General features: G+C 72.6%; 13 protein-coding genes. 10 read left to right on the top strand and 3 right to left on the bottom strand.

Translation table 11 applies throughout. The features are described from left to right. Nucleotides 1-97: 97 nt before the first annotated feature. The 8 genes from AB3K78_RS13610 to AB3K78_RS13575 all read left to right on the top strand — a co-directional run bounded on the left by AB3K78_RS13610 (nt 98) and on the right by AB3K78_RS13575 (nt 10,530). Entirely contained in the window at nt 98-1,423 is a 1,326-nt protein-coding gene (locus AB3K78_RS13610; protein ID WP_416444083.1) for an LLM class flavin-dependent oxidoreductase, read from the top strand. Further along, complete coding sequence (locus AB3K78_RS13605; protein WP_416444081.1) at nt 1,420-3,312, top strand: NtaA/DmoA family FMN-dependent monooxygenase; 1,893 nt, start codon at nt 1,420-1,422, stop codon at nt 3,310-3,312. The genes AB3K78_RS13610 and AB3K78_RS13605 overlap by 4 nt, the downstream gene beginning before the upstream one ends. Then, complete coding sequence (locus AB3K78_RS13600) at nt 3,309-4,394, top strand: amino acid ABC transporter permease (protein ID WP_416444079.1); 1,086 nt, start codon at nt 3,309-3,311, stop codon at nt 4,392-4,394. The genes AB3K78_RS13605 and AB3K78_RS13600 overlap by 4 nt, the downstream gene beginning before the upstream one ends. Further along, on the top strand, nt 4,391-5,170 hold the full coding sequence (locus tag AB3K78_RS13595) for an amino acid ABC transporter ATP-binding protein (RefSeq protein ID WP_416444077.1): 780 nt from the start codon (nt 4,391-4,393) through the stop codon (nt 5,168-5,170). The genes AB3K78_RS13600 and AB3K78_RS13595 overlap by 4 nt, the downstream gene beginning before the upstream one ends. Nucleotides 5,171-5,271: 101 nt before the next feature. Further along, nucleotides 5,272-6,309 (top strand): ABC transporter substrate-binding protein, encoded by a 1,038-nt coding sequence (locus tag AB3K78_RS13590; RefSeq protein WP_416444075.1) that lies wholly within the window; start codon nt 5,272-5,274, stop codon nt 6,307-6,309. Nucleotides 6,310-6,386: 77 nt separating this feature from the next. Then, entirely contained in the window at nt 6,387-7,406 is a 1,020-nt protein-coding gene (locus AB3K78_RS13585; protein ID WP_416444073.1) for an ABC transporter substrate-binding protein, read from the top strand. After that, nucleotides 7,403-9,463: an FAD/NAD(P)-binding protein gene (locus AB3K78_RS13580; RefSeq protein WP_416444071.1), complete on the top strand. Its 2,061-nt coding sequence runs from the start codon at nt 7,403-7,405 to the stop codon at nt 9,461-9,463. The genes AB3K78_RS13585 and AB3K78_RS13580 overlap by 4 nt, the downstream gene beginning before the upstream one ends. Nucleotides 9,464-9,696: 233 nt before the next feature. Continuing rightward, the gene (locus tag AB3K78_RS13575) at nt 9,697-10,530 is read left to right on the top strand and encodes a DUF559 domain-containing protein (RefSeq protein ID WP_416444069.1); all 834 of its coding nucleotides are present in this window, start codon (nt 9,697-9,699) and stop codon (nt 10,528-10,530) included. Here the strand turns inward: AB3K78_RS13575 and AB3K78_RS13570 are convergent. The 3 genes from AB3K78_RS13570 to AB3K78_RS13560 form a co-directional block, all read right to left on the bottom strand. Continuing rightward, the gene (locus AB3K78_RS13570) at nt 10,458-11,372 is read right to left on the bottom strand and encodes a DUF1684 domain-containing protein (protein ID WP_416444067.1); all 915 of its coding nucleotides are present in this window, start codon (nt 11,370-11,372) and stop codon (nt 10,458-10,460) included. The two genes, AB3K78_RS13575 and AB3K78_RS13570, sit on opposite strands and share 73 nt — an antisense overlap. 136 nt (nt 11,373-11,508) lie before the next feature. After that, nucleotides 11,509-12,276: a response regulator gene (locus AB3K78_RS13565; RefSeq protein ID WP_416444065.1), complete on the bottom strand. Its 768-nt coding sequence runs from the start codon at nt 12,274-12,276 to the stop codon at nt 11,509-11,511. Continuing rightward, complete coding sequence (locus AB3K78_RS13560; protein ID WP_416444063.1) at nt 12,251-13,561, bottom strand: sensor histidine kinase; 1,311 nt, start codon at nt 13,559-13,561, stop codon at nt 12,251-12,253. The genes AB3K78_RS13565 and AB3K78_RS13560 overlap by 26 nt, the downstream gene beginning before the upstream one ends. Nucleotides 13,562-13,684: 123 nt before the next feature. Between AB3K78_RS13560 and AB3K78_RS13555 the strand changes: the two genes are divergently transcribed. Both AB3K78_RS13555 and AB3K78_RS13550 read left to right on the top strand, forming a co-directional pair. Further along, the gene (locus AB3K78_RS13555) at nt 13,685-14,575 is read left to right on the top strand and encodes an ABC transporter ATP-binding protein (protein WP_416444061.1); all 891 of its coding nucleotides are present in this window, start codon (nt 13,685-13,687) and stop codon (nt 14,573-14,575) included. Beyond that, the gene (locus tag AB3K78_RS13550) at nt 14,572-15,687 is read left to right on the top strand and encodes an ABC transporter permease (protein ID WP_416444059.1); all 1,116 of its coding nucleotides are present in this window, start codon (nt 14,572-14,574) and stop codon (nt 15,685-15,687) included. Before AB3K78_RS13555 ends, AB3K78_RS13550 begins: the two co-directional genes overlap by 4 nt. The last annotated feature ends 103 nt before the right edge of the window (nt 15,688-15,790 follow it).

Raw genomic sequence — 15,790 nt, 5'->3', positions numbered from 1 at the left:
CGGAAAATGACGCGCGCGGGCGGGAGGCGCATTCCCGGGGTGTCATCGAGCGTCATCTGCTTGATCCGCGCCGGTCACATGTTCATAAGCTAACCGCATGTCTCCCATAACTGGATCGAAATCGAGTGACACCCCGTTCACCGTCGGCGTCGCGCTCGACGGCGCCGGCTGGCATCCCGCCGCCTGGCGCGAGGCGAGCTCCCGCGCCGAAGCCCTCTTCGCCGCCGAGACCTGGGTCGAACTCGCCGAACTCGCGGAAACCGCCGGGCTCGACTACCTCGCGATCGCGGACGAGCTGGTCGGCCAGGCCGACCCCGCCGACCCGGCGTACGACGGATCGACCGTGCTCGGCCGCCTCGACGCGGCGCTCCTCGCCGACTGGATCGCGCCCCGTACGAGCCGCATCGGCCTGATCCCGACGGTCACCACCACCCACACCGAGCCGTTCCACGTCGCCACCGGCTTGCAGACGCTCGACCACGTCTCGGTCGGCCGTGCCGGGTGGCAGCTGCGGATCTCGGCCGACGCCGCTTCCGCCGCCGCGTTCGGTCGCAGGCCCGCACCCGAGATCGACCGGGACGCCGTCGCATCCGGCGCCTCCGACGCCGGCCTCGACGAGCTGCTCGCCGACGCCGCCGACTCGGCCGAGGTCGCCCGCCGCCTCTGGGACAGCTGGGAGGACGACGCCGAGATCCGCGACGCCGCCACCGGTCGCTTCCTCGATCGCGACCGGGTCCACCCCATCGACTTCGCGAGCGAGCGCTTCAGCGTCGCCGGCCCCTCGATCGTGCCGCGCTCGCCGCAGGGACAGCTGCCCATCGTCGTGCTCGCGCACTCCGCCCCCGTCGCGGAGCTGGCGGCACGGGTCGCCGACGTGGTGATCGTCACGCCCGAGAGCACGTCGCCCCGGGCCGGCGCCTGGCGCGGGAGCACCGCGGCCGAGATCGTCGCCGCGATCCGGGCGATCGAACGGGATCCCGGCATCGCCGCCGCGCGCGCGGCTTCGGGCCTGGCTCGCCTGCGCATCGTCGCCGACCTGGCGCTCGCCCTGGACACGGCCGAGGAGCCCGCCGTCGAGCGGCTGGTGCGCCTCGACGCGCTCGCCGGCGCGCCCTTCGCGGCGTCGAGCGATGCCCGGGTGCTCGCGGGCTCGGCCGATGAAGCCGCCGAGCTGATCGCCGAGTGGCGTTCGGCCGGGATCGACGGTGTGCGCCTCCGCCCGCTGACCCTCCCCGCCGACCTCCGGGCGATCGGCGAGGTGCTGCTGCCGATCCTGCGCGACCGCGGGCTCGCGGCCGCGGTCACGGCAGCCGATCCCGACTTCGCCGACCCGACCGACCCCACCGCAGGCCACCTGCGCTCCCGCTTCGGCCTCGGCCGAGCGGGCAACCGCTACGACACCCGATCGGAGGCCGCCGCATGAGCGCCGCACCGCAGGGCACCCGCCGGGTGCACCTCGTCGCCCACTTCCCGGGCGTCAACAGCACGACCGTCTGGAGCGACCCCGCGTCCGGCAGCCACATCGACTTCGAGTCGTTCCGCCGCTTCGCGCAGACCGCCGAACGGGGGCGCTTCGACTACGTCTTCCTCGCCGAGGGCCTGCGCCTGCGGGAGCACAAGGGCCGGATCCACGACCTCGACGTCGCCGGGCGCCCCGCGACCCTCGCGATCCTCACGGCGATGGCCTCCGTGACGCGGAGCATCGGGGTCGTCGGCACCCTGTCGAGCACGTTCAACGAGCCGGTGGAACTGGCTCGCCAGCTCGCGACGATCGACCATCTCTCGGGCGGCCGGGTCGGCTGGAACGTGGTGACCTCGCCCGACGCCTTCCACGGCGGCAACTTCCGCCGCGGCGGGTTCCTGCCGTACGCCGAGCGCTACACGCGGGCCGAGGAGTTCGTCGAGCTCGCGAAGGAGCTCTGGGACTCGTGGGAGGCTGGGGCGATCCTCGCCGACCGCGCGGCGGGCCGCTTCGTGGATCCCGCCCGCGTGCACCGCGTGGTGCACCGCGGGTCGCAGTTCGACATCGCCGCGACGAGCACCGTGCCGCGGAGCCCCCAGGGCTACCCCGTGATCGTGCAGGCGGGCGATTCGCCGGCGGGTCGCGACTTCGCGGCGGCCAACGCCGAGATCATCTTCTCGCGGCATACGGGCTTCGCCGACGGGCAGCGCTTCTACCGCGACGTCAAGGGCCGACTGCCCGACGCGGGCCGCACCGAGGAGTCGCTGCTGATCCTGCCGGGGGCCACGTTCGCGCTCGGCGACACCGACGCGGATGCGCGGGAGCGATCCCGCGAGATCGCCCTCGCGCAGACGAGTCCGCAGACCGCGGTCGCGTGGATCGAAGCCATCTGGGGTCGCGAGCTCCCGGGCCTCGACCCCGACGGCGCGCTGCCGACGCAGGATCCCGGCGACGCGGAGACCCGGCAGGGGCAGGTCTCGACCCGAGTCGAGGATCGCGTGGCGCGCGCCGAGCAGCTGCGGGACCGCGCGCGGCGCGAGGGGCTGACGCTGCGGGAGCTCGTCGCCGCCGAGACCGCGCAGCACACCCTCGTCGGATCCCCCGAGACCGTCGCGTCCGAGATCGACCGCTACGTCGGCGAGCGCGCGTCCGACGGCTTCGTGCTCGTGCCGCACCTCACGCCGGGCGGACTCGACGAGTTCGTGGACCGGGTGGTGCCCCTGCTGCAGGAGCGGGGCGTCTTCCGCACCGAGTACGAGACGGACCCGACGACGGGCGCCGCGCCGACGCTGCGCCGTACCCTCGGCCTGCCGACCCCGCCCCGCCCCCGCACCGAGGTGCGCCGGGTGAGCGTCGCCGATCCCCTCGCGAAGCCGTTGCTCGACGACCTGGAGCGGGAATACGACGCCCGCTACGGGGTCGAGGTGTTCGGGGAGCCGGCTTCGACCGAGCTCAACCGCTATCCGGCCGACGCGTTCGCCGAACCCGACGGCGCGTTCCTCGTGCTGCTGCGCGACGGCGAGCCGATCTCGGGCGGCGCGTTCATGCGGCACAGCGACGACACCGCCGAGTTCAAGCGCATCTGGACCCGATCCGACCACCGCGGGCGCGGCGTCGCCAAGGTCGTGCTCACCGAGCTGGAGCGCGAGGCCGCCCGCCTCGGGTACTCGCGGGTCTACCTGACCACCGGCCCGCGGCAGCCCGAGGCCGTGGCGCTCTACCTCGGCCACGGATACACCCCGCTCTTCGACCCGGCGCTGCCGGCCGATCAGATCGGGATCCACCCCTTCGAGAAGGCGCTCGTGACCGCGAGCGCCGCCGCCCTGATCGAGCAGGAGGTCGCCGCATGACCCTCACCGTCGACCCCACGACCGCGGATCCGACCGCGGAACCCGCGGCCGCCGCGAGCGCGCCGGACCCGCGCGGCTCCGTGCCGGCCGATGGCGCACGCCTCCGCGTCGTGCCGCTGCGGCACTGGTGGCGCTGGGCGTTCAGCGCCGTCGCGGTCTTCGTGCTCGCGCAGCTCGTCTGGACCCTGTTCGCGAACGAGCAGTGGCGCTGGCCGATCTTCGCCCAGTACTTCTTCAACGAGGCGGTGCTGCACGGGCTCTGGCTGACGCTCTGGCTCACGGCCGTCTCGGCGGCCCTCGGGTTCGTGCTCGGCGCGGTGCTCGCGGTCGCCCGCCTCTCGGGATCCGCCCTGCTGAGCTCCTTCGCGTGGGGGTACACCTGGTTCTTCCGCTCGATCCCGCTCGTCGTGCAGCTCGTGCTCTGGTTCAACCTCGGCTACCTGTTCCCCACCCTCGGCCTCGGCACACCGTTCACCACCGACTTCTGGATCGTCGAGTTCGACACGACCCGCCTCATCTCGGCGACCGTCGCCGCGATCCTCGGCCTCTCGCTGCACCAGGCCGCGTACTCGGCCGAGATCATCCGCGGCGGGCTGCTGTCGGTGGATCAGGGGCAGATCGAGGCGGCGAAGGCCCTCGGGATCCCCCGCGGCCGGCGCTTCTTCCGGATCGTGCTGCCCCAGGCGGCCCGCGCGATCGTGCCGAACGCGTTCAACGAGGTGATCGGCCTGCTGAAGGGCACCTCAGTGGTGTTCGTACTGGCCCTGCCGGAGCTGTTCTACACCGTGCAGGTCGTCTACAACCGCAACCAGCAGGTGGTGCCGCTGCTGCTCGTCGCGGCCGTCTGGTACACGATCTTCACCACCGTGCTGAGCGTCGTGCAGTACGCGATCGAGCGCCGCTTCGCACGGGGATCCGCGCGCGAGCTGCCGCCGACGCCGCTGCAGCGGCTGCGCTCGACCCTGCGGCGCCGCGGTGGATCGACGCGTGCGGCGCGTGGCCGCGGGATCCCCGTCGCCCTGCCCGCGCACTCGGTCGCCGCGCTGAGCGCCGACGCCCGCGCCACGGGAGGTGCCGCATGAGCGCCGTCGCGACCGCGCCGGGCCGGATCGAGATCTCGGGCGTGCACAAGTCGTACGCGGCGGGCCCCGTGCTGCGCGACGTCTCGCTCACGGTCGAGCCGGGCGAGGTGCTCGCCCTCATCGGCCCGTCGGGCTCGGGCAAGTCCACGCTGCTGCGCGCGATCAACCACCTCGAGACGATCGACGCGGGCGCCATCACGATCGACGGCGACTACATCGGCTACGAGCGACGCGGCGACCGGCTGCACGAGCTGCCCGAGAAGCGGGTGCTGCAGCGCCGCACCCGCGTGGGCATGGTGTTCCAGAACTTCAACCTGTTCCCGCACCTCACCGCGCTCGAGAACGTGATCGAGGCGCCGCTCGCGCTCGGCCGGTCGAACCGGGCCGACGCCGTGGCGCGGGCCCGCGAACTGCTGGCGTCGGTCGGGCTCGCCGACCGGGCCGAGCACTACCCGCGCCAGCTCTCGGGCGGGCAGCAGCAGCGCGTCGCCATCGCTCGTGCGCTCGCGCTCGATCCCGACGTGCTGCTGTTCGACGAACCCACGAGTGCGCTCGACCCCGAGCTCGTCGGCGAGGTGCTCGCCGTGATCCAGCGCCTCGCCCACCACGGCACGACGCTCGTGATCGTCACGCACGAGATCGCGTTCGCCGCCTCCGTGGCCGACCGCGTCGCGTTCCTCGACGGCGGTCGGCTGCTCGAGGTCGGGCCGCCCGAGCAGGTGCTGCGCGATCCCGAGCATCCCCGCACCCGCGCGTTCCTCGAGAAGGTGCTCTGACCCTCGCCTCGGGCCTCCGCCGGCCCCGGCCGAGCCCGCATCCGACCCTCCATCCTCCGACGTCCATTCCACGACCACTCCCAGAACCAGGACCCAGCATCATGATCGTTCCCCAGCAGATCCCCGCCCTCGGCCGCCGCCGACGACCCGGACGTGCGGCGGCCACCGCGACCGCCTCGGCGGCCCTCGTCGCCGTGCTCGCGGTCGCGGGCCTCGCGGGGTGCAGCTCCTCCGGATCCGCGGCCTCGGCGGCGAGCGATCCCGCGACCGCGAAGTCGCCCTTCGACCTCTCGACGAAGAACCTGAAGGATCGGCCGCACATCGACCCCGTCCCCGAGGCGGTGGCCGCGCTCAAGGAGAGCGGCTTCACCCCCGTGCAGCCCGGCAAGCTGACCGTCGCGCTCGGCGCCTACGTGCCGCCCACCTCGTTCCTCGCCGAAGACGACAACCGCACCTTCGTCGGCAGCGACCCGGACATCGCGAACCTCATCGCCGACGGGCTCGGCCTGCAGTTCGCGCCCGAGAACGTGGCCTGGGCCGACTGGCCGCTCGGCATCCAGTCGGGCAAGTACGACCTGGGCGTCACCAACATCACCGTGACCGAGGAGCGCAAGGACCTCTTCGACTTCGCCACCTACCGGCAGGACGTCGTCGCATTCGAGGTCAAGAAGGGCAGCAAGATCACCAAGATCTCGAAGGCGGCCGACGTCTCCGGGCTCAAGGTCGTGGTCGGCAGCGGCACCAACCAGGAGAAGATCCTGCTGAACTGGTTCGCCGAGAACAAGAAGGCCGGCCTGCCCCCGGGGGAGCCCGTCTACTACGAGGATCAGGCCGCCGCCGCCCTCGCCCTCTCCTCCGGTCGCGTCGACGCGATCCTCGGCCCGAACGCCGCAGCCTCGTTCCGCGCCGCCACCACCGGGCAGAGCACCGTCGTCGGCACGCTCAACGGGGGCTACCCCGCGACCGCCGAGATCGGTGCGACCACGAAGAAGGGCAACGGGCTCGCGAAGCCGGTGCAGATCGTGCTGAACCACCTGATCAAGAACGGCGAGTACGACGCCGTCCTGAAGCGCTGGGCCACCGAGGCCGAGGCGATCCCCGAATCGCGGATCAACCCGCCCGGCCTGCCCCGGCCCTGATCCATACGCCCCGCGGCCGGCCGCGCGATCCGCGGCCGGCCGCGCCGCAGCCATCCCGAACCCACCAGGAGCCTCCCATGCCACTCGCCTCACGCCTCTCCCGCACCGGATCCGTCGCCGCCATGGCCGTCGTCGCGCTCGCGCTCACGGCCTGCTCGGCGGTGGTCACCGACGCGGACCGCGCCGCGAAGCAGAGCGGCGGGGGCTCGGCGCCGGCCGCGACGGCGGCGCCGAGCTTCGATCTCACCACGAAGAACCTCGCCGAGCGGCCGCACACGAAGCCCATCGCCGAGGCCGTGGACGCGCTCGAGCAGAGCGGGTTCCGTCCCGTGCAGGCCGGGAAGCTGACGGTCGCGCTCGGCGGCGCGGGTGCCCCTCCCACCTCGTTCTTCGCCGAGGACGACGCCCAGACGATCATCGGCAGCGACCCCGACCTCGCCTCGCTCATCGCCGAGGGCCTCGGCCTCGAGTACGCGCCCGAGAACGTGGCCTGGGCCGACTGGCCGCTCGGCATCGAGTCGGGCAAGTACGACCTGGCGCTCACCAACATCGGCGTCACCGAGGAGCGCAAGGAGCTCTTCGACTTCGCGACCTACCGCGACGCCGTGATGGGCTTCGTCGTGGCCGGGGGCAGCCCCGTCACGCGCATCGCCGAGGCGAAGGACGTCTCGGGACTGAGGGTCGTGGTGGGCAGCGGCACCAACCAGGAGAAGTTCCTGCTCGACTGGATCGCGCAGAACCGCAAGGCGGGACTGCCGCCCGGAGAGGCCGTGTACTTCGACGACTTCGCCGCGGGGCAGCTCGCCCTCAAGTCCGGCCGCGTCGACGCGAGCATCCTGCCGTACTCGCTGGCGAAGTTCCAGGAGCAGACCCAGGGCGAGACCCGCGTGGTCGGCAAGTTCAACAGCGCGTACCCGGTCAGCGGCGAGGTCGGCACCGTATCGGCCAAGGGCAGCGGACTCGCGAAGCCCGTGCAGATCGTGCTGCAGCACCTCATCGACGACGGCACCTACGCGAAGGTCCTGCAGCGCTGGGGCCAGAGCGAAGAAGCCGTGCGGACCTCGCAGCTCAACCCGCCCGGACTCCCGAAGCCATGAGCGGCGACCAGGACCCCCGGGCGGCCGTGCGCATCGTCGGCATCGGCGCGGGCCCCGCCGCGGCGATGCTGCTCGAACGCGTCGTCGCCAACCGGGCCGAGCTCGCCCCGGACCTTCGGATCGAACTGCGGCTCGTGGACCCGCACCCGCCGGGCGGCGGGCGCATCTGGCGCAGCGCGCAGTCGCCGCTGCTGAAGCTCAACTCGATGCTCGCGGACGTCGCGTTCTTCACCGACGCGTCGTGCCGCATCGAGGGCCCCGTCGCACCGGGACCCACCCTCGCCGAGTGGGTGCGAGCGGTGCGCGAGGGAGCCATCGAGGCGCCCGCCTGGGCCGACGCCGAACTGTTCCGCGAACTCGCCGAGATCGGCGAGCGCGACTTCCCGACGCGGCGGCTGAACAACGCGTACCTGAGCTGGGCGTTCGACGAGACCCTGCGACGGGCCGGAGCATCGGGCCCCGCCGGCCTCTCGGTGGAGTGGGTGCCCGATCGCGCCGTCGACGTCGAACCGGGCTGCGGCGAACGCGGCACCCCGCACCGCGTCCGGCTCGCCTCCGGCGCGGAACTCGAGGCCGACCTCGTCGTGCACGCGCTCGGCCACAGCGGCACGCTGCCGTCCGACGAGTCGATCCGGCTCGGCGCCTTCGCCGACCGCCACGGGCTCGGCTACATCGCGCCCGCATTCACCGCCGACGTCGACCTCGACGGCGTCCCCGCCGGCGCCGACGTGATCGTGCGCGGGTTGGGCCTCGCGGCGATCGACCTCGTCGTGCTCCTCACCGAGGGGCGCGGCGGACGCTTCGCACGCGACGCCGACGGAGTGCTCGGCTACCGGCCGAGCGGTCGCGAGCCGATCCTGCACCTCGGGTCCCGCCGCGGAGTGCCCTACCGATCCAAGATCACGACCGCCCTCTCGGGCGACCCCGTGCGCCTGGAGTACCTCGGAGCCGAGTTCCACCGGGCCCTCGAGGAGCGGGCGGATCGCGCCGCGGACGCCGAAGGCCTCGACTTCGAGCGGGACGTCTGGCCCCTCGTCGTCGCCGAACTCACCACCGGGTACTACCGCGAACTGAGCACCGGACACCCCGGCCGTGTGACCCTCGACTGGACCGAGTTCGCCCCGCGGCTCCGGGCCGCCCTCGACACGCGCGATCCCGGGGTGCTCGCCGCGCTCGCCGCCGCGCATGTCCCCGATCCCGAGGACCGGTTCGATCTCGCCGTGTTCGACCGGCCGCTCGCGCACGCCCCGGACCCGGGGGAGGACGCGGGCGCCGGATGGTCCGCGGAGGCCGGCGGGTTCCGCGGGTCCGCAGGGTCGCTCGCGTTCGCCGCGGGGACCGTGCAGGATCGGGTCCGGTCCCATATCGCCCAGGACCTGCGGCATCGCACCTCGCCCGAGCACAGCGCGACCCTCGCTCTGTTCCTGACCGCGCTGCACGTCTACCTGTCGCTCGCCGAGGTTCCGGGTGAGCGCTGGAACGCGCGGAGCCGGGCCGCATCGCTGCCGGGGCGCTGGCACGCGTTCTTCAGCTATCTCGCGAGCGGCCCGCCCGGGCACCGTCTCGAAGAGCTGCTCGCGCTGGCCGACGCGGGGGTCGTGCGCTTCCTGGGCGGCGACGTCGAGCTCCTCGCCGACGAGGACGCGGGTGCGTTCCGCGCTTCGGGATCCGCCGCGGTCGCGGGCGGGACGGCGCGCACGTCGGCGTCGGCGCGCGTGCTGATCGACGCCTGGCTGCCCGAGGCCTGCGCGTCGCGCAGCGACGATCCGCTGCTGCGCCGGCTCGTCGAGCGCGGCGTCATGCGGGAGCTCGCCGTGGTCGAGCGGGGCGAGCGGTTCACGACCGGCCGGATCGAGGCCTCCCCCGAGGGCCGTCTGCCGGGGGCTCCGCGCCAGTACGCGGTGGGTCCCTTCGTAGCCGGCCTCACCGGGGGAGCCTTCACCCGCCCGGGCTTCGACTCGCTCCCGTTCCGGGTGCACGATCGCTGCGCCCGGGCGCTGCTCGCGGACGCGGCTGCCGTCGCCCGGGCCGCGGTGCCTGTCGGGGCCGAGGTCTGAGCTGCGGCTCTTGCTCTTGCTCCCCCGAGGTTTCTCGCCCGAACTGAGTTTCGTGCTCAGACTGAGGATCCGGACCGGTTTCTCAGTCTGAGCACGAAACTCAGTCTGATCTCGACTCCTCGGCCACCCCCGCTCGCCGTCCACACGGGGCGTGCGAGGCCGAGCCCGACGATTCCTGTCCACAGATCCGGTGTTCCAACGATCCTCGGGGTCTGAACCCGGGACACTCGAGCATGGACATCGTCACCCTCATCGCCCGGCGCGGCGGAGTGATCCGCTCGCGCGAGGTCATCGAGCACGGGCACTCGGCGTATCGGATCGGGCGAGCCGTCTCCGACGGTCGGGTGCTCCGCCCGCAACGAGGGTGGCTGGCGTTGCCGGGCGCAGATCCCGATCTGGTGGGTGCGGCGACTCACGGGGTGCTGCTCAGCTGCGTCACGCAGGCCGAACGGATCGGCCTCTGGGTCCCGAAACGAGCCTCCGAGCATCATGTGGCCGCTCGCCATCCGCACACGAGGGTCCTGCTGCCCAGGTGCACGGTGCACTGGGCGAAGCCGCTCGTGCCTCGCGAGCCGGGGCGGCTCGAAGACCCGATCGAGAACGTGCTCGCGCTGGTCGCCGTGTGCCAGCCGCGCGAGGACGCCCTGGTCATGTGGGAATCGGCGCTCAACCGGAGGCTCGTCGATGCGCTGTCGATCGAACAGCTCCCGCTCGGCGCTCGTGCTCGCGCGATCCTCACGGACTGCATCCCATTCGCGGATTCTGGGCTGGAGACGATCGTCAGAGACCGGTATTCCTGGCTGGGGATCCCGGTCCGAGTTCAGGTCCCGCTGTTCGGGCGTCGCGTCGACCTGCTGTTCGGCGAGCGGCTCGTCGTGCAGATCGACGGGCGCACCCACGTCGGTGCGCAGCGGGATCGGGACAACGCCCACGACGCGGTGCTGCTGCACCACGGCTACGAGGTGATCCGGGTGAGCTACGAGCAGGTCGTCTATCACTGGGAGGAGGTGCACGCGCTCATCATCGGTGCGATCGCCCGCGGCCGGCACTTGGCGCGGACCCGATGACGGGGCGGGAGCCCCGGGGTCGGCGGGCAGCGGCTAGAGTCGGACCCCCGGTCGCGCAGCTCGCCCGCCTCGATCCGCACGGGCAGGCGGTTCTCGGGCGGTGGGAACGGGCAGGTCGCACTTTCCGAGTAGGCGCAGGGCGGGTTGGTGGTGCGGGTGAAGTCGATCACCACGGTCTCGGCGTCGATCGTCTCGACGCTGACGAAGCGGGCCGCGGGGAAGGTGAGGTCCCGGCCGGTCTCGTCGGCGTAGATCGCGCGGAGGTCTCCGCGCTCCGCCGAGCCGAACAGGGTCAGCGCGAGCGGGCGGCCATCGATCTCGAACTCCGCGGTGCCGGGCGAATCGTAGTGCTGCAGGGCGTCCGGGCCTGCAGCCGATGCGACTGCGACGCCGTCGCGCGCGGCCGGCACGAAGCGCGCCGTGACGCGCCACCGTTCGTCGGGCGGGAACACTCCGGTGCCGGCATAGTCGCGGCGGTCGGGCGATTCGGGATCGCGCGGCCGCACCACGATCCGGCCGCTGCGCGCCGCGACGTCGAGCAGGATCTCGCCCCAGGTCAGCGAGGTGCCGGCGATCCCGGTCAGCGGGCCGAGCTCGATCGTGCCCGAGACGGGCACGCCGTCGCGGGCGACGCCGTCGGCGGCGCCGAGTTCGACGGTGACGAGGCCGTCCCGGTCGGCGCTCCAGCGACCGGGGAGGCCCGGCAGCTCGGCCGGCGCCTCGGTGAGCCAGTGCATGGCGGTCGGGCTCAGCGGCCCGTAGGGTGCGGTGCGCGCGGCCTCCACGCCGGCGTGCCAGGCCGCGTGGGCGTCGGAGAATGCGCTGGATGCTGGTGCGGTCACGGAAGCCTCCCGGGTGTGCGTTCCCGACTCAGCCAATCATGCGCGACCCGACTCGGTGTGAAGGTGACCCGCGGTTACGCGCGCCGTTCGTCGTGGCAGGAGGCGTTCGGTGCGGCGCGGCCGCCGACACCCGGGGTCAGCGTCCGCCGTGGGTGTGCGCCCAGACGACGGCCTGGATCCGATCCCGTGCCCCGAGCTTCTGCAGGATCTTCGACACGTGCGTCTTGACCGTCGCCTCTCCCAGGAACAGCTCGCCCGCGATCTCCGCGTTCGAGCGGCCGAGCGCGACGAGCGCGAACACGTCGCGCTCCCGTTCCGTGAGCCCGACGCTGTCGAGCGCGGCCGGGTCGATGGCGTGCTCCGCGGGAGTTGAACCGCCCGCGGTCTGCGCGGGGCTCGAGGTGTCCTCCGGAACCTCCGCACCGCCGCCCGGCTCTGAGCGCGGGAGCGTGATCGGTGCGGTCTGGTCGGCGCCGCCGGCGGCGCGGCTCATGACCGCCCGGGTTACGTCGGGGCCGAGCAGGGCGTGCCCGGCGGCGAGCGTGCGCACCGCATCGACGAACTGCTCCGCACGCGCGGTCTTCAGCAGAAAGCCGCTGACCCCCGCGGCGAGGGCGTCGAACAGGTATTCCTCGTGCCCGAAGGTGGTGAGCACGAGGACCGCTGGCGGTTCGGATCCGGCGGTGCCCTGGGCCAGGATGCGCCGGGTCGCGGCGATGCCGTCGAGATTCGGCATCTCGACATCCATGCAGATCACGTCAGGGCGCAGCTCGGATGCCAGCGCCACGGCCTCGAGGCCGTCGGCGGCTTCGCCCACCACCTCGATATCGGGCTCGACCGAGAGGATGATGCGGAATCCGGACCTCACCAGGGCCTGATCATCGACGAGCAGCACGCGGATCATGCGTCGACCTCCGCGGCGACCCCGAGGGCACGCGGGCGCGCACCAGGAATCCGCCCTGCTCGCGTCGCCCCGATTGCAGCGTGCCGCCCACGGCGCCGACCCGTTCGCGCATGCCTCGGAGGCCGAGCTGGGAACCGGCGGTGCGGGAGCCGGGCAGCGTCTGCCGGATCCCGTCGTCGGTCACTTCGACCTCGACGGCGTCGGCGGCGAACCGCAGCCGGACCGTGCAGCTCGCGCCCGATCCCGCGTGCTTGCGCACGTTGGTCAGTGCCTCCTGCACGACCCGGTAGAGCGCGACGTCGACGAGCATCGGCAGCGGCCGGGGCTCGCCGATCACGATCAGCTCGGTCGGCGTGCCCGCTCGGCGCGATGCCTCGGCCAGCTCGGCGAACTGGGCGACGCCGACGGTCGACGCCGCGTCGTCCTCGTCGGGCGACCGCAGGGTGCGCACCAGGCCGCGCAGTTCGGTGACGGCGGTGTGGGCGCTCTCCTCGACGACCGCGAGCGCCTCCGAGGCGAGCGCCGGGTCCCGATCGAGGCTGCGCCGTGCGGCCGCGGCCTGGATCCCCATGACCGAGACGTGGTGCGCGACGACGTCGTGCAGTTCGCGGGCCACGCCGAGTCGGTCGAGCGCCACGGCCTGCGCCGCGCTCGTGCGGCGCTCCAGTTCGAGCTCTCGCCCCTGCGCGTCGAGCTGCGAGGCCGTGCGAGCCGCGCGCCAGGCGTGCTGGCCGAAGTAGGCGGCGCCGGCGAAGTAGAGCAGGTTCGTGAGGATCTGCACGGCGACGAACGCGGCGAGCTGCGAGAAGACGCCGATGCGCGAGTATGCGGGGAAGGCTTCGGGGTCGCCGGTGGTGACGATGAGGGAGATGATGAGCCACGCGAGCATCGCGATCGAGACGCCCAGCCTGAGCCAGAAGGCGACGACGCGATTGCGGCCCCAGGCGCCGACCGTGTAATAGGCGCAGAACAGGCCGATGTTCACGAAGAGGATCTCGGGGACGCCGAACTGGCCGCAGACGAAGAAGCCGACGGCGACGAGCAGCAGGACCGCCTCGGGGTAGCGGCGTCGTACGGCGAGCGGCAGGATGCAGAGCCCGAGGCCGAGCACCCAGACCCACGGGTCGGCGACCTCCTTGTAGATGCCGATGCGTTCGTAGAGCAGCACACTCAGTGCCGCGCCGACCGCGATCAACGCCGCGAACGCGACATCTGCGCGCAGCTCGGAGCGACTCGGAGCGGGACGCACCCAGCTCGAGTCGGTGCGGGGCAGCGGGATCGGCATGGGTCCCAAGCTACCGGGCCGCACCGACATCGAGGATCCACCGGGCGGCGGATCCGGATCAGCCCGGCGGGGGAGGCGTGGGCCCCGGGGGATCCCTAGCGTGGGAGTCGGAAGGGAGAACCCATGATCAGCCTCCACTCGATCTCGCGCAGCTTCGGCGACCGGCGGGTGCTGCGCGACGTCGCGTTCGACGTCGCGGCGGGCCGGATGACCGGCTTCGTCGGCGGCAACGGCGCGGGCAAGACCACGACCATGCGCATCATCCTGGGCGTGCTCGCCGCCGACTCGGGGCGGGTCGAGCTCGACGGCGCCGAGATCACGCAGCGGGATCGCGCCCGCTTCGGATACATGCCGGAGGAGCGCGGGCTCTACCCCAAGATGAAGGTGCTCGAGCAGCTCGTCTACCTGGCGCGCCTGCACGGCATGAGCTCGGCGGCGGCCAAGCGCTCGGCCGAGGGCCTCGTCGAACGCCTCGGGCTCTCGGAGCGCGCGAACGACACGCTCGAGAGCCTCTCGCTCGGCAACCAGCAGCGCGCGCAGATCGCCGCGGCCCTCGTGCACGAGCCCATCGCGCTGGTGCTCGACGAGCCGTTCTCGGGGCTCGACCCGATCGCGGTCGAGGTCGTGCTCGGCGTGCTCCGCGACTTCGCGGCGCAGGGCGCCCCGGTGCTCTTCTCCTCGCACCAGCTCGACATCGTCGAGCGGCTGTGCGACGACGTCGTGGTGATCGCCGACGGCTCCATCCGCGCCGCCGGCTCACGCGAGGCGCTCCGCGCGGAGCACTCGGGGTCGACGTTCGAGCTGGAGCTCGCCGGCGGCACCGCGGACGCCGGCTGGGTGCGCGAGCAGCCCGGAGTCGAGGTCACCCACCTCGACGGCAGGTTCGCCCGCTTCGACGCCTCCGCCGACGCCGCTCAGGCGGTGCTGGCGAGCGCTGTCGCGCGCGGACCCGTGGCCCGATTCGCGCCCGTCACCCCGTCCCTCGCCCAGATCTTCCGGGAGGTCATCCGATGACTACCACCGCCCCCCGCGCCGCAGCCCAGCCGGGCCCGGCGAACTCGGTCGGACTCGCCTGGCTCGTCGCCGAGCGAGAGATCACCACGCGCGTGCGCAGCAAGGCGTTCCTCGTCTCGACGGGGATCCTGCTGCTCCTCGTGCTCGCCTCGGTCCTGCTCGGCGGCTTCGCCTCCAAGCTCGGCGGCGACACCAAGGTCGCGGTCGTCGGGACCGCGGGCGCGGTGCTCGAGCAGGCTCCCGGCTTCGACGTCCAGCAGGCCGACGACCGGTCCGCGGCCGAGAAGCTGGTGCGCTCGGGCGACGTCGACGCTGCGGTCGTCCCCGGCGGTTCCGGAGCGGGCGGCGTCACGGTCCTCGCGAAGGACTCGGCCCCGTCGTCGCTCGTGCAGCTGCTCTCGGTGCAGCCCGAGGTGAAACTGCTCGAACCGCTCGACAAGAACCCGATGCTCGCCTACTTCATCGCGATCGGCTTCGGCATCGTCTTCATGATGAGCGCCGTGACGTTCGGCACGACCATCGCGCAGAGCGTGGTCGAGGAGAAGCAGACGCGGATCGTCGAGATCCTGCTGGCCACCGTGCCCGCCCGGGTCATGCTCGCGGGCAAGATCATCGGCAACAGCATCCTCGCGCTCGCCCAGGTGATCGCGATCATCGCGCTCGCCTCGCTCGGCATGCTCGCCACCGGCCAGGACCTGCTGTTCGGCGATCTCGGCACGGCGCTCATCTGGTTCGGGGTGCTGTTCGCGTTCGGATTCGTGCTGCTCGCGACGCTCTACGCGGCGACCGCTGCGCTCGTGTCCCGGCAGGAGGACGTCGGCTCGGTCACGAGTCCCGTGATGATGCTCGTGATGATCCCCTACGTGCTGATCATCGTCTTCAACTCCGATCCGGAGGTGCTCGGGATCATGAGCTACGTGCCGTTCTCGGCGCCCGTCGGCATGCCGATGCGCCTCTACCTCGGCATCGCCGAGTGGTGGGAGCCGCTGGTCGCGATCGCGATCCTCCTCGTCACCATCGCGCTCGTCATCGGCCTCGGCGCTCGGATCTACGAGAACTCGATCCTGCGCACCGGCAGCCGGGTGAAGCTCGCCGAGGCGATCAAGGGCTGATCGCGACTCGCACTGCGGGGCCGCGGACCGACCGGTCCGCGGCCCCGCAGCGTCTTCCGCGGGCGCGGAGCGCCGTCCGGAGGCGCGGAGCGCGGCGATCCGG

Origin of the sequence: Leucobacter sp. HNU, assembly GCF_047946755.1 — a bacterium.
Taxonomy (GTDB): domain Bacteria; phylum Actinomycetota; class Actinomycetes; order Actinomycetales; family Microbacteriaceae; genus Leucobacter.
Note: the sequence above shows the minus strand (reverse complement) of the source record. Positions and strands in the feature narration are given on the sequence as shown.

Coding starts and splice junctions, on each gene's coding strand:
- AB3K78_RS13585 (WP_416444073.1), top strand. CDS start 6,387: ATGCCACTCGCCTCACGCCTCTCCCGCACCGGATCCGTCGCCGCCATG.
- AB3K78_RS13560 (WP_416444063.1), bottom strand. CDS start 13,561: ATGCCGATCCCGCTGCCCCGCACCGACTCGAGCTGGGTGCGTCCCGCT.
- AB3K78_RS13590 (WP_416444075.1), top strand. CDS start 5,272: ATGATCGTTCCCCAGCAGATCCCCGCCCTCGGCCGCCGCCGACGACCC.
- AB3K78_RS13600 (WP_416444079.1), top strand. CDS start 3,309: ATGACCCTCACCGTCGACCCCACGACCGCGGATCCGACCGCGGAACCC.
- AB3K78_RS13555 (WP_416444061.1), top strand. CDS start 13,685: ATGATCAGCCTCCACTCGATCTCGCGCAGCTTCGGCGACCGGCGGGTG.
- AB3K78_RS13565 (WP_416444065.1), bottom strand. CDS start 12,276: ATGATCCGCGTGCTGCTCGTCGATGATCAGGCCCTGGTGAGGTCCGGA.
- AB3K78_RS13580 (WP_416444071.1), top strand. CDS start 7,403: ATGAGCGGCGACCAGGACCCCCGGGCGGCCGTGCGCATCGTCGGCATC.
- AB3K78_RS13550 (WP_416444059.1), top strand. CDS start 14,572: ATGACTACCACCGCCCCCCGCGCCGCAGCCCAGCCGGGCCCGGCGAAC.
- AB3K78_RS13595 (WP_416444077.1), top strand. CDS start 4,391: ATGAGCGCCGTCGCGACCGCGCCGGGCCGGATCGAGATCTCGGGCGTG.
- AB3K78_RS13575 (WP_416444069.1), top strand. CDS start 9,697: ATGGACATCGTCACCCTCATCGCCCGGCGCGGCGGAGTGATCCGCTCG.
- AB3K78_RS13605 (WP_416444081.1), top strand. CDS start 1,420: ATGAGCGCCGCACCGCAGGGCACCCGCCGGGTGCACCTCGTCGCCCAC.
- AB3K78_RS13610 (WP_416444083.1), top strand. CDS start 98: ATGTCTCCCATAACTGGATCGAAATCGAGTGACACCCCGTTCACCGTC.